Genomic DNA, 13,563 nt, shown 5'->3' with positions numbered 1-13,563 from the left:
TTTGTTATCTCCGCGGTATTTGTTATCTTACCTACTGATCGGAAACTGATTTTTGTTATGGAGGGTAGTGTCAATAAATATTCGTTTGTTTTTCAGCCTGATGAAGCTGGTATTGTCTTGGTAGATGGCTTGAAGCGACGATTACGTGCATCGTTAGCCGAACTGTTTCCCGACAAAAACAAAGGCTGGTATCCCAGTTGCAATTCCAAAGCCCATGTAACGATATGTGCTTTTGAAGCAGATGGGAGTAAACTGACAATGGCTATTGAGGCTTTGCAGGAGACTATGGTCTATGAGCGGAGTCAGTATGTTTATTTTGATCATTTTTCATCATTTGCCGGTGGTGCTTTCTATATTGCACCGACAGTACATGCCCGCAGTTATCTCAAGGACCGGGCGCGGAAGGTTGTTCAAACTTTATCGGAATTTGATTTGATCGAGATTAGCGACGAACCCCATATTTCGATTGGGCGACGCCTGGAGCCAGAACAGCTTGAAATTGCAAAAGAACAGTTGCGGTCTGTCGACCTGAGCTTTATGTGCAAGGGCGTTCATGTGCGGCAGTTTAAACCTGATTTAGGTCAGTATGAGATCATCGATTTTATCCAATTTGGCAACCAATCGAAGGAAAATTCTGGCCAGCTGGCATTTAAATTCTAATAATATCGCGGTTTAATTGCCTAATAATGTAAAGCTTTTTATCTTTAAGGCTGACAATAGACGATATTGCACTTACAGTACTTTATGCATTACGACGAATCTCATCATAAATCTCTATCTGATATCCATGAAAGTGTAGATGTCAATCAAGGGAAATCCAAATTTAAGAAGATACTTAGTTTCTTTGGTCCAGCTTATCTCATTAGTGTGGGTTATATGGATCCAGGTAACTGGGCTACCGATCTTGCTGGAGGAAGCCAATTTGGGTATACCCTGATTTGGGTGCTGTTGATGAGTAATATCATGGCACTTGTGCTACAGAATCTATGTGCTCGTTTAGGTATTGTACGCGGTAAAGACCTTGCGCAGTGTAACAGGGAGACCTATCCTAAACGGATGAATTTTGTGCTCTATGTGCTTGCTGAAATTGCAATAGCAGCCTGTGACCTGGCGGAGGTTTTGGGGATGGCAATCGGTCTTAACCTCCTTTTCGGTATTGATCTGCTCTGGGGAGTAATGATCAGTTTTGCAGATACCTTCTTATTGCTCTATCTTCAGAAGCTGGGGATGCGGAAAATGGAACTTTTTATCATTGGACTGATCGCGCTTATCGGCATGTGTTTCATGGTAGAAATGTTTTTGGCGAAACCGGATTTTGCAGAGGTAGCCACTGGATTTATACCCAGTATCCCGAATAGTGCCGCACTATATATTGCTATAGGCATTATAGGTGCAACCGTCATGCCACATAATCTATATTTGCACTCGGCTCTTGTACAGACACGGAAGATTGACCGGAATGAGGTTTCGATCCGAAAATCGCTCAAGTATAACTTCTGGGATAGTGCCATTGCCTTGAACCTAGCATTTTTGGTAAATGCCGCGATATTGATTCTTGCAGCCTCTGTTTTTCACAAAAACGGTATGCATGACGTTGCCGAACTTGAAGATGCTTATCACTTATTGGGTAACCTTCTTGGAACGGAATGGGCCTCAAAATTATTTGCTGTTGCCTTGATTCTTGCCGGACAGAGCTCAACGGTGACGGGAACCCTAGCCGGTCAGATTGTGATGGAGGGATACCTTCGATTGCGGATTAGTCCGACTTTGCGAAGGATTATAACCCGACTTTTGGCGATTATCCCGGCTGTATTGGTGATTCTTATTTCGGGTGAGGGTCGCGTTGGACAGCTGCTGATCTTTAGTCAGGTGATCTTGAGTATGCAGCTCGCTTTTGCAGTCATCCCGTTGATCCATTTTGTGAGCGATAAAGTCAAGATGGGTGTTTTTGCCATTAAACCGCTAACAAAAATTGCGGCCTGGTTGATCGCGGCCATTATCGCTGTTCTGAATTTTAAATTGGTCTACGACGAAGTGGTCGGCTGGATTGGTGAAGCCAATAATATTGTGGTAACCGTATTATTGATCTTGGGCGCTGTGGGTTTGTTTGCCTTATTAATGATGACGGTATTATACCCCATTTTACTCAAATCGAAACCAACGGAGCTGGAAGTTCACCCACCATTCGAGGCATTGCATTTTGAACATAAGGGCTCTTTTAAGAAAGTTGTGATCGCGTTGGATTTCTCAAATTCAGATCAGAAAGTAATTCAATATGCTTTACAGCTGTCGCATGATGACACGACCTTTGTCGTTGTACATATTGTGGAGAGTGCGTCGGTGAAATATACCGGGGATTCGACGGATGATTATGAATCGCGTCAGGATTTGGAACGGCTGAAATTGTATGCTGATTTTCTATTGTCGCAAGGACATCAAACTGAATATGAACTGGGATACAATAACCGGATCAAGAGTATTGCAGAAGTATGTGAAAAATACGGTGCCGATCTATTGGTCGTTGGAAGCCATGGGCACAGTGGTGTGAAGGATTTTGTTTTTGGTGAGACAGTTAACAAGCTGCGGCATGCGGTGAAAGTCCCTGTTTTTATCGCACAATAGGTCTTAAGGAGCTATCCAAAGAGCCTCTGTCTATTCACTGTAATTTTATTGCTGAAAAAGTGAAGGGAGGGGTCGGTAAGTGCTAAATAATTCGTACTTTTGCGACATCAAATCAAGATATGAGCGACGCTATTAAACACGAGTGCGGAATCGCACTAATTCGCCTGTTAAAACCCTTATCTTATTATCAGGAAAAATATGGTACGCCATTTTATGGCATTAATAAATTGTACCTATTAATGGAAAAACAGCACAACCGTGGACAAGACGGGGCTGGAATTGCAACCATTAAATTTGATGTTAAACCTGGAAATCGTTACATTTCGCGTTACAGAGCAATGGGCTCAACTGCTGTGGCAGACATATTCGAATATGTACAGAAAAAATTTGCTTCTGTTCAGAAAGCATTTCCGGAGGAGTCAAAAGATACGCAATGGTTAAAAGATAACGTAAGTTTTACGGGAGAAGTACTTTTAGGACATTTGCGCTATGGAACGCATGGAAAGAACAGTATCGAAAGCTGTCACCCATTTTTAAGACAAAACAATTGGATGTCTCGTAATTTGGTGGTAGCGGGTAACTTCAACATGACCAATGTGGATGAATTGTTGCAACAATTATATGAGTTGGGACAACATCCAAAGGAAAAAGCGGATACCGTAACCGTTTTGGAAAAAATTGGCCATTTCTTAGATGATGAGAACCAAGATCTTTTCGATCAATTCAAAAAAGAAGGTCATTCTAATATTGAGATCAGCTCGCTGATTGCTAAAAATATTGATGTTACCAAAATATTGAAGCGTTCGGCCAAAACTTGGGATGGCGGTTACACCATCGCAGGTATCTTTGGTCATGGTGATGCTTTTGTTATGCGCGACCCAGCTGGTATCCGTCCGGCGTTTTATTATCAGGATGAGGAGATCCTGGTTGTAGCATCGGAAAGACCGGTCATCCAAACTGCATTCAATATTCCTATTGGTGCTGTGAAGGAAATTAAACCAGGCCATGCCCTGATCGCTAAAAAAGATGGTACAGTATCCCAAGAGATGTTTAGACAGCCCGTAGAACAACGTTCTTGTTCTTTCGAACGGATTTACTTCTCACGTGGATCAGATGCTGATATCTATCAAGAACGTAAAGAATTAGGAAGATTACTGGTACCTCAGGTATTGGAATCTGTCAAAAATAACATCAAAAATACCGTATTCTCGTTTATTCCAAATACAGCTGAAGTATCGTACTATGGCCTAATGGATGGTATCAATGCTTACGTTCGGGATTTTCAAAAAGATACTTTATTGAATCGCTCAGAAAAAATTTCTGATGAAGAGTTAGATGAGATCTTGAGTATTAAACCTCGTTTTGAAAAACTCAACGTGAAGGACGCTAAACTGCGTACGTTCATTACGCAAGATGCGGACCGTACAGACATGGTACAGCACGTATATGATACAACTTACGGTATTGTAAAAGATCACGAAGATACGATCGTTGCCATTGATGACTCGATTGTTCGGGGAACAACATTGAAACAAAGTATTTTAACGATCTTGGATCGTTTGAATCCGAAAAAAATCGTGATTGTATCATCTGCTCCTCAGATTCGTTACCCAGATTGTTATGGTATTGATATGTCACGTATGGGTGAGTTTGTTGCATTCGAAGCCGCAATTAATCTCCTAAAACAACGTGGTATGGCACATATTATCGATGAAGTTTATCAAAAATGTGTTGTATCAATGACTCAGGACGTTAATGATATCGATAATTATGTCAAAGCGATCTATGCACCTTTTACTGATGAAGAGATTTCGGAAGAAATCGCTCGTATCGTAAGACCTCACCACCTGAAAGCAGAGCTCGAAGTAATTTACCAAACTTTGGATAATTTACACAAAGCTTGTCCAGACCATAAGGGTGATTGGTATTTCTCCGGTGATTACCCAACACCTGGTGGAAACAAGGTTGTCAATAAAGCGTATATGAACTGGATTGAAGGAAAGAATGTAAGAGCATATTTCAGCAGCTAAGTTCAAAATTATAATAGGAAGGGATGCATTTATGCATCCCTTTTTTTTTATATTCGTACCAATTAATTTCAATATCCTAAATTAAAAAACCGATTAAAGCAAAGGGAATTACTGTCCGTAAATAAATCTATCATGAAGCACATTTTTAAGAGCCTCTATTTTCAAGTCATCGTGGGTATACTTGTAGGGATCATCTGTGGTATCTATTACCCCGATTTTGCTGTTAAGCTAAAACCATTAGGAGATGCTTTTATTAAACTGATCAAGATGGTTATTGCACCATTGATTTTTAGCTCAATTGTAATCGGTATAGCGGGAATGCAGGATACGAAAAAAGTGGGGAAAATCGGTTTAACTTCCATTATCTATTTCGAGATCATGACAACGATTGCCCTGATTATCGGTTTGGTCTTTGTTAATTGGATACAGCCGGGTACCGGGATGAACGCCGATCCCGCTAGTCTTGATGTGTCTTCGGTATCCCATTATATTTCAGAATCCAAAGAGCCACATAGTTTTATGGATTTTATCATCGGGATCATTCCAGATAATGTGATTGCTGCGGTAGCTTCGGACAACATGTTGCAGGTACTCGTTTTTGCAGTGCTATTTGGGATTGGTATGACAAAAATAGGGCAGAAAGCTTCCGAGCCTGTGCTCAATGTATTGCAATCTTTTCTGAAGGTTCTCTTCTCCATTATCAAAATGATCATGTACCTGGCTCCAATCGGGGCAATGGGAGCAATGGGTTTTACGATCGGTAAGTTTGGAATCCAGGCCTTATCTAAACTCGGTATGCTGATGTTGAGCTTCTACCTGACCTGTTTTATCTTCGTGATCATCGTGATTGGGGCCGTATTGTATTTTTATCTCAAGGTGAATGTTTTTAAGTTTCTAAAATATATCAAAGAAGAGATTTTAATCGTTTTGGGGACTTCCTCTTCCGAGTCGGCGTTACCAGGTATCATGCAGAAGATGGAAGATGCGGGTTGTGCCAAACCTGTTGTGGGCTTAGTTATCCCCACGGGTTATTCTTTCAATCTGGATGGGACAAGTATCTATTTGACTATGGCAGCGGTCTTTATTTCGCAGGCCCTCAATATGCATCTCAGCCTGGAGCAGGAAATTACCTTATTGTTGGTATTGCTATTGACCTCCAAAGGAGCTGCAGGCGTAACAGGAAGTGGTTTCGTTACCCTTGCTGCGACCTTGCCTGTTGTTGGCCATGTACCGGTAGAATCTGTCGCTTTGATCTTTGGCGTGGACCGTTTTATGAGTGAAGCAAGGGCGATAACCAATTTGATCGGAAATTCAGCGGCAACGCTGGTTATTTCAAAATATGAAGATAGTCTGGACGAGGAGCTTCTACATGAAAAGTTAGGTTCTAAGCGATGATATCCGCAAGCAAAAGTTCATAATAAAAGAAGCCTTGCTTTAACAAAGAAAATGTTTGAAAAGTCAGCTCAAACCGTTTAAGAATAGCTGATAAGATTTAGTAAGAGGAATGCATATAATGAGGGAATACGTATAATCTGTGAGGGGAATACGTATTCATTATACAACAAATGGGCTATCCAATTTTGGATAGCCCATTTCTATTCAAGACCTTTCGGGGATCTATTAATTCTCTTTTTTGGTATTTTCTAAATCTTGTGTCAGATCGATGGCGCCAATTACTTTTTCTTCCAATAACGCGAGTTTAATCACCTGCGACATTTCAGTCACATAGTGGAACTGCATGTCTTTGATATAATCTTCCTTGATTTCCAAGATGTCTTTTTCATTGGATTTACAAAGGATAATATCTTTGATGTTCGCACGTTTTGCGGCAAGGATTTTCTCCTTAATACCGCCAACAGGCAATACTTTTCCACGTAAGGTAATTTCACCTGTCATAGCTAATTTCTCCTTCACTTTACGTTGGGTGAATAGCGATGTCAGTGCTGTGAGCATTGTTATACCAGCTGAGGGACCATCTTTTGGAATGGCACCCGCAGGAACGTGAATATGGATATCCCAATGGTCGAAAACGCGGTAGTTAATGCCGAAATCCGAAGCGTGGGCTTTCAGGTAGGCTAGTGCAATAGACGCAGATTCTTTCATGACATCACCCAAATTACCTGTCAGGCTCAAACGTCCTTTTCCAGGGCTAAGCGAAGATTCTATAAATAAGATATCGCCACCTACGGAAGTCCAGGCTAAGCCCGTTACGACACCGGCAACATTGTTATTTTCGTAGATGTCCTTATCAAATATTGGAGCACCTAGGATATCGAGCAGATCTTGTTCGTTAATACTCGGACTGTAATCCTTTTCCATGACAATGCGTGTTGCGATACCACGTACGACAGAGCCGATCTTTTTTTCTAATCCGCGGACACCAGATTCGCGTGTGTAATCCTCGATAATCTGTTCGATGATCTTAGCTTTTAACGAGACATCTTTGGATGCCATTCCATGCATTTCGCGTTGTTTTGGCAAAAGGTGCTTTTTCGCGATTTCGATTTTCTCCTCGATGGTATAACCATTCACTTCGATAATTTCCATCCGATCCAATAACGCAGGTTGAATAGAACTCAAGGAATTGGCTGTCGCAATAAACATCACTTTGGAAAGGTCAAACTCCATTTCGACATAATGATCATAGAAATGTGTGTTTTGTTCCGGATCTAATACTTCCAATAAGGCCGACGAAGGATCTCCTTTGAAGTCCGCGCTCATTTTATCGATTTCGTCCAAAATAAAAACCGGATTTGCTGCTCCTGCTTTTTTCAGGGACTGGATGATACGGCCCGGCATTGCGCCGATATAAGTTTTGCGGTGTCCTCTGATTTCTGCTTCATCGCGTACACCACCCAAGGCCATACGGGTATATTTACGCCCCAATGCTTTGGCAATAGATCTTCCCAAAGAGGTTTTACCGACTCCAGGAGGGCCTACTAAACAAAGAATAGGTGCTTTCATATCATTTTTTAATTTCAATACCGCAAGGTATTCAATGATACGTTTTTTTACTTTCTCAAGCCCATAATGATCTTTATCGAGCACTTTTTGTGCTTTGTTTAAATCAAAATTGTCTTTTGTTGTTTCATTCCAGGGTAGATCAAGTAGTAGCTCAAGGTAATTGAGCTGTACCGAATAATCTGCAGCCGCAGGATTGATACGCGATAGCTTTTCGAGTTCTTTTGTGAAATGTTTTTCGACATCAACATTCCATTTCTTTTTCTTACCCCGTTTTTTAAGCTCTTCCAGCTCAAGATCGGGGGTGTTTCCACCCAGCTCTTCCTGGATTGTTTTGAGCTGTTGGTTCAAGAAATAATCACGTTGTTGCTTGTCAAGGTCGACACGTACTTTATTCTGGATCTGGTGTTTTAGTTCCAGCATCTGGATTTCTGTCGTCAGGAGCTCCAATAAAAGTTTGGCACGATTCTCTACTTTAGGTATTTGAAGTAGTTCCTGTTTTCTGACCATTTCGACATTGATATTCGACGAAATGAAGTTGATCAGAAACGAAGGGCTTTCAATATTTTTAATCGCGATACCAGCTTCACTAGGTAAGTTTGGCGAAAGCTGGATGATCTGCAGCGCCATTTCTTTTAAGGTAGAAATTGTCGCTTTAAAGTGCTTGGTCATCTTCGGCTTCGCTTCATTGAATTTCTCCACACGTGCCTTTAAATAAGGCTCAGTATCGACAATTTCCAACAAGTTGAACCGTTGTTTTCCCTGGATGATGACGGTGGTATTACCATCAGGCATTTGGAGTACTTTAATGATATGAGCTACGGTGCCCACTTTATTTAGTTCTTCAAATCCTGGGTCCTCTACAGTCATGTCCTTTTGAGAAACAACACCAATGGTCTTGCTGCCTTTATAGGCTTCTTTGACCAGTTTGATGGATTTATCTCTACCTACGGTAATCGGAATGACAACACCGGGGAATAATACGGTATTACGTAAAGGCAAAATAGACAATGCTTCTGGAATTTCAGCATTCGCCATATTATCTTCATCCTCTTGTGTAAGTAGGGGGAAGAATTCGGTATCCTCTGCAACGATTGGAATTGCTTGACTGAAATCAAAAGTTTCGAATTTGCTCATAGTATTTATTTTGTGTATTTGGCAGTCGCTGACATGTTGACGGCTGACTTTCAAATTTTAAGCTTCTATTATTGTTTCCCCTATATTGCAAGGGAAGTGCCAATTGCTAAAAGTGAGCAAAATTACAAATCTATTTTCTAGAATAGGAAAAAAAGGCAGGTTAAATAAAATTTATCTGCCATTTGTTGGAGAAATAGGCATAATAATTGTAATATTGGAATGTGAAAGGGCGCCGATGGCAGTTTTTAAGTTTAAAGAAATCAATCGGATGCTTTTTTACAGATGTAGAAACGATCACAAGTGATCATTAAAGAGTGAATATAAAAACGTAACTATTTAGATATGAATTTAAAATCATTTAAATTGGGTTTGTTTACTGGGGTTTTTGCTTTAGTTGCTTTTAGCGCGAATGCACAACAACCTAAACAGGCTGAGCATAGCAACGCTAATGTGAGAATGGGGCAGAAAGCTCTTTTGGATGGTGATTTCAAGAATGCAGAGTCATACTTGACTAAAGCCCTCCCTCAGGAAGGGAAAGATCCGGACGTATTATATATGTTGGGATATTCTCAATTTCAAAATGGTGACTATAAAAAATCAGCTGAAACTTTTGGAAAAGTAGTTGCATTGAACGGTAAAAATGCAAATGCTTTATACTTCAAAGCGAAAGCAACAAACAATCTTGCTACTCAATCCACAAATAAGACATCTGTTGCTAACAAAGAGCAGTTGTTGAAAGTTGCTATTGAGGATTATTCAAAAGCAATTGCTATTACGCCGACTGATTCGAAATTCTATCAAAATAGAGCGATCGCTAATCGCGATTTAGGTATCTTGATCGGAACTGAGGGTACGCCTAACTACAATAAGGCAATGGCAACTGACGCTTATAACAATGCAATCAAGGATTACGAAAAAGTGTTGAGCTTTGATGCATCGAAAAAAGATATCCAAACAGAAATCAAAAAAGCGAAAGTATATAGAGATAACTTGAAATAGTATCGCTATAAAAGCATAGAAAAAGGGAATGCCAATGGTATTCCCTTTTTCTATGCTTGTTGATTTGTGCTTGTTGATTTGTGTCTGTTGAAATGTACTAGTAGGAATATGCCTGTCACAAATAAGATCCAGTTTCATTTAAAGGGGCGAATTTTCGGCAGTTTTTCCTCGATAAATTTCAAACGAAATAAGCGTTGAAACTGTTCTTTTCCTAAATCAAAATGAATATTATGGAAACGAATCGATTGTCAAAGGAAATGCAGCAAATTTTAATCAGTCAGATGACAAAAGAGGCTGAGGCTGCACAGATTTATTTGGCGTTGGGGGTATGGGCAGATGATCAGGGGTATGGCGGAATCGCCAATTTTCTGTATAGACATGCCCAGGAAGAGCGAAATCACATGACTAAAATTATGGGTTATATTCTGGAAAGAGGTGGCCGCCCCAGAATACAGGCTATTGCAGCGCCGCCCGCGGACCCGCAATCGCTGACCGAATGCTTTAATCGCGTTTTTAAGCACGAAGTCGATAATACCGAAGCGATCTATAACATTGTCAATTTAGCGTTGGCTGAGAAGGACTGGGCAACATGGAACTTTGCACAGTGGTTTGTTAAGGAACAGATCGAGGAAGAGAAGTTAGCATTGGAATTGATTGATAAGTTGAAAATCGCTGGTGGTGACCGCGCTTCAGATGAATCCTTGTTTGCGTTGGATTCTTCCTTGGAATCCATGCCCGATGAAGTGGCCTTGGCAAGGGAAGCAACAGCAGATGACCCCAAATAAGTATAAAATAGAAAAGCGGGATCTTCAAGATCCCGCTTTTCTATTTTACGGTGTACTACTCTTAATCGGCTTCACGATCGTTTTATTACCACGCTTAATTTACTTGATGCTCAATGGCAGATACACACCGAAGGTGATATTTCTACCCATATTGTAGACACCAAAGCTCGTGTCTTCCTGTGAAAGACGTCCTGGGCGCAATCTGCTCAACGCATCGTAATAACGTTTGTTGGTCAAGTTTGAAGCTGCTGCAAATACTTTCAGTTGCTGCGATCCGAGATGTAATGTCGTACCGATTCCTGCGTTCAATAAAGTATACGAATTTGCTGGCGTTTCGAAGGTCTCATCAATGCGGTTCTGTTTGAAATAATTGTCTAGCCCCACAGAAACGTAGAAAGCATTCAAACCGCTAATCTTGGGCTCAAGACGCAATGTATTGTGTACAACACCAGCTGGAATCAATGCCAAGGGTCTGTTAAAGGTATTGTTCTGTGCATGGGTATAGCTAAATGTATTATCCAGGTGTATCCAGTTTAACAAATGAAAATTCAGGCTTCCTTCTACACCGTAAAGATTGGCGTTTACCTGGCCATAGCGATATACGTCGTAGGTATGCGAATCGCCATCTTCACCCACAACGGTTTTCGTGTCGCCTTTTGTTGTTGAGGCATAGATAAAGTTGTGGATATAGTTTTCATAGATTCCAATACTTCCTGTAACGATGCTATGTCCAAACTCGAGGGTTGCATCCGCTTGGTAACTTCTTTCAGGTTTTAGGTTTTCATTACCCACTTCATAGCGGTACGTTCCTTCGTGTACCCCGTTGGAACCTAATTCTGCCGGATTAGGCGCTCTAAAAGCCGAACCGGCATTCGCTTTAAAATTGAGGTCTTCGCTGAAAATATGTGTATATCCAAGCGCTCCGCTAACATTGCTGAAACTATTTTTAAAACCAGCGAACTGCTCTTCGTCTTCAATAAAGAGTTGCTTGCCTTTGTTATTGACGTAGTCATAGCGTAATCCAACGTTAAAGGTATTTTCGCCCCAGGTTTTCTTCGCATAGCCAAAAGCGCCCAATTCCAACTGATCATAGGCCGGAATTAAGAATTCAACACCTTTATTTAAACTGTGTTCCTGGCTAGCACTAATGCCAAATACATGTTGCCAGCCATTTTTTTCACTTAACGAATATTTTGCGTCAAGTGAATACGTATTCAGGTCAAAGAATAAAGAAGGCGTTGCTTCTTCAAGCTCCCGACGTTGATTTTTTTGATAGCCCAGATCAAGTTTTAAACTACCTGAACCGATGATAAAGTTATTGTTAAGGGCCAGTTTGTAATGGCGGATGTCCTGCTTGGGGAAATCCAAAGTACGGCTTTTTGAGTTTATGTAAAGCGGGTCACCAGGTTCGGCGTCGTAAAAGCCGATATTATTTTTCAGGTATGAAAAATTCAGATGAGAGTAGCCCCATTGCTTGTTTAGCCCGAGCATACCGCTGAAATTACTGTTGTTAAAACCACTATTGCCATATCGTCCTGCGGGCGTATTATAAGAATAGGCGTTTTGATAAGAACCACGCCCACGCCATACGAAGCCATCTTCATTACCGGTAAGCATAACCGAACTATTGGTTAGTCCATTGTTGGTGGAGTAGCTGCTCAATACTTCACCTTTAATTTGCCCAGCTGTAGGAACATTTGGTTCAAGCACATTGATTACACCGCCAATAGCATCAGATCCGTACATCAAAGAGGCTGCACCACGCAGGACCTCCACACGATCCGGTTGATTTTGGTCGATTTCAATACCATGTTCGTCGCCCCATTGCTGTCCCATCTGTTTGACACCATCGCTCACCGTAACGACACGATTATAACCGAGTCCCCGTATAACAGGTTTTGAAATGCCTTGTCCCGTTGTGATCTGGCTTAGTCCGGGAACTTGTCGGGCAAGCGCATCAATAAGATTCGTTGCATTTCCCTGCAGTTCATCTTTGGAGATTACAGCAACCGAGGTACTGTTGCGCCGGCTCTGTGAAGTGACCAATGTACCTGTAACGACGACTTCATTGGTTTCAATAATACTTTCGGTTAGGGCGAAATCAAGGGAAAGATTTTCCGAAGTTAGATCGACGGTCTTGACAACGGACTGATAGCCCAAGAAACGGACCTCAACCAGGTAGCGTCCACTTGAAGGAAGTGATTTAAAGCTATACTGACCCTGTTGGTCTGATGCGGTGCTCGAACGAAGCTGTTGCAATGATATCGTAGCACCGGCAATAGGAAGATTTGTTTTGGCGTCCGTTACTTTACCGCTGATTGTTGCGGCGAGAGCTGGAAATATGGAGAAATAGGAGACAAGCATAAAAATGCAGCCTATAATTTTAAGTTTCATCTGTACGAATAATTTTTACGTATATATAACATCAAGGATAATAGCAACCCAATAATTCATCGTATGAATTCTTGAGATTGTCGAGTTCTAAAAACTTTTATGAAGTCGTTTGTCGCAATAATGAGAAGAATATAGGAGTGACATTATTGGACTTATGTAAAAATTAAGCGATGGGGGGACCACGATTGCCAGAAAGCAGTGATCGAATAATTTGATCTCCCGTGATAAACAGGCCAAATTCAACTTGCTGTGTCGGGAGTATTAATTCGCGTAGCGTAAAATGAAAAACAATTTGTGGATGTGAATTTTGGTCACAGATGGAACACTTCGGATGGTCTGCATGATTTTTTTTTGCAGGGCTATCAACAATACTGAGCGCAGTTTGTGGATGCGCATGGGTATACACAATGAACTGACCAATTAAGAAGGTCATTAAGAGCATTAATGCTGCGAATTTGTTCACTGAGATATTTTTCACGCTGAAATCACTACGTTTAAACCCATTTATCTGTTGAGTTATTTTGTTAATCTGGTCAAAGATAAGGAAAATAAAATATAAAGCAATTGTGTTGCATTTATTATTGTTGTGACATTTTATAGATGTTCGCTTAAAAGATAAATTGAATTTACAAAAA

Annotated in this window: 9 protein-coding genes; 6 read left to right on the top strand and 3 right to left on the bottom strand. The window is 40.9% G+C overall.

Annotated elements, in window-relative coordinates; translation table 11 throughout:
* The first annotated feature begins 57 nt into the window (after positions 1-57).
* From M2419_RS05935 to dctA, 4 genes are all read left to right on the top strand, one after another.
* Positions 58-660: a 2'-5' RNA ligase family protein gene (locus M2419_RS05935; RefSeq protein WP_159731700.1), complete on the top strand. Its 603-nt coding sequence runs from the start codon at positions 58-60 to the stop codon at positions 658-660.
* 84 nt (positions 661-744) lie between these two features.
* Positions 745-2,622 carry an Nramp family divalent metal transporter gene (locus tag M2419_RS05930; RefSeq protein WP_153845170.1) on the top strand — a complete coding sequence of 626 codons (1,878 nt, stop codon included), beginning with the start codon at positions 745-747 and terminating at the stop codon, positions 2,620-2,622.
* Positions 2,623-2,741: 119 nt separating this feature from the next.
* Positions 2,742-4,652 (top strand): class II glutamine amidotransferase, encoded by a 1,911-nt coding sequence (locus tag M2419_RS05925; protein ID WP_153845171.1) that lies wholly within the window; start codon positions 2,742-2,744, stop codon positions 4,650-4,652.
* A 132-nt stretch (positions 4,653-4,784) separates the two neighbouring features.
* Positions 4,785-6,047: a C4-dicarboxylate transporter DctA gene (gene dctA, locus M2419_RS05920; RefSeq protein ID WP_220801672.1), complete on the top strand. Its 1,263-nt coding sequence runs from the start codon at positions 4,785-4,787 to the stop codon at positions 6,045-6,047.
* A 225-nt stretch (positions 6,048-6,272) separates the two neighbouring features.
* On the opposite strand, the gene lon is transcribed toward dctA, so the two are convergent.
* Positions 6,273-8,750 (bottom strand): endopeptidase La, encoded by a 2,478-nt coding sequence (lon, locus tag M2419_RS05915; protein ID WP_153845173.1) that lies wholly within the window; start codon positions 8,748-8,750, stop codon positions 6,273-6,275.
* 342 nt (positions 8,751-9,092) lie between these two features.
* Here lon and M2419_RS05910 point away from each other — a divergent pair, with 342 nt between their 5' ends.
* Both M2419_RS05910 and M2419_RS05905 read left to right on the top strand, forming a co-directional pair.
* Entirely contained in the window at positions 9,093-9,749 is a 657-nt protein-coding gene (locus tag M2419_RS05910; protein WP_075993900.1) for a tetratricopeptide repeat protein, read from the top strand.
* 230 nt (positions 9,750-9,979) lie between these two features.
* On the top strand, positions 9,980-10,534 hold the full coding sequence (locus tag M2419_RS05905; protein ID WP_259254505.1) for a ferritin: 555 nt from the start codon (positions 9,980-9,982) through the stop codon (positions 10,532-10,534).
* 99 nt (positions 10,535-10,633) lie between these two features.
* On the opposite strand, the gene M2419_RS05900 is transcribed toward M2419_RS05905, so the two are convergent.
* Together M2419_RS05900 and M2419_RS05895 are read right to left on the bottom strand one after the other, a co-directional pair.
* The gene (locus tag M2419_RS05900; protein WP_259254504.1) at positions 10,634-12,928 is read right to left on the bottom strand and encodes a TonB-dependent receptor; all 2,295 of its coding nucleotides are present in this window, start codon (positions 12,926-12,928) and stop codon (positions 10,634-10,636) included.
* 163 nt (positions 12,929-13,091) lie between these two features.
* On the bottom strand, positions 13,092-13,391 hold the full coding sequence (locus tag M2419_RS05895) for a hypothetical protein (RefSeq protein ID WP_259254503.1): 300 nt from the start codon (positions 13,389-13,391) through the stop codon (positions 13,092-13,094).
* Positions 13,392-13,563 lie beyond the last annotated feature (172 nt).

This window comes from Sphingobacterium sp. BIGb0116, from assembly GCF_024808035.1.
Taxonomy (GTDB): Bacteria; Bacteroidota; Bacteroidia; order Sphingobacteriales; family Sphingobacteriaceae; genus Sphingobacterium; species Sphingobacterium paramultivorum.
This window is presented reverse-complemented; position numbering and strand designations above follow the sequence as displayed.

Excerpts from the sequence above, each read along its gene's own strand:
- M2419_RS05930 (WP_153845170.1), top strand. The coding sequence starts at position 745 with ATGCATTACGACGAATCTCATCATAAATCTCTATCTGATATCCATGAA.
- dctA (WP_220801672.1), top strand. The coding sequence starts at position 4,785 with ATGAAGCACATTTTTAAGAGCCTCTATTTTCAAGTCATCGTGGGTATA.
- M2419_RS05925 (WP_153845171.1), top strand. The coding sequence starts at position 2,742 with ATGAGCGACGCTATTAAACACGAGTGCGGAATCGCACTAATTCGCCTG.
- M2419_RS05935 (WP_159731700.1), top strand. The coding sequence starts at position 58 with ATGGAGGGTAGTGTCAATAAATATTCGTTTGTTTTTCAGCCTGATGAA.
- lon (WP_153845173.1), bottom strand. The coding sequence starts at position 8,750 with ATGAGCAAATTCGAAACTTTTGATTTCAGTCAAGCAATTCCAATCGTT.
- M2419_RS05905 (WP_259254505.1), top strand. The coding sequence starts at position 9,980 with ATGGAAACGAATCGATTGTCAAAGGAAATGCAGCAAATTTTAATCAGT.
- M2419_RS05900 (WP_259254504.1), bottom strand. The coding sequence starts at position 12,928 with ATGAAACTTAAAATTATAGGCTGCATTTTTATGCTTGTCTCCTATTTC.
- M2419_RS05910 (WP_075993900.1), top strand. The coding sequence starts at position 9,093 with ATGAATTTAAAATCATTTAAATTGGGTTTGTTTACTGGGGTTTTTGCT.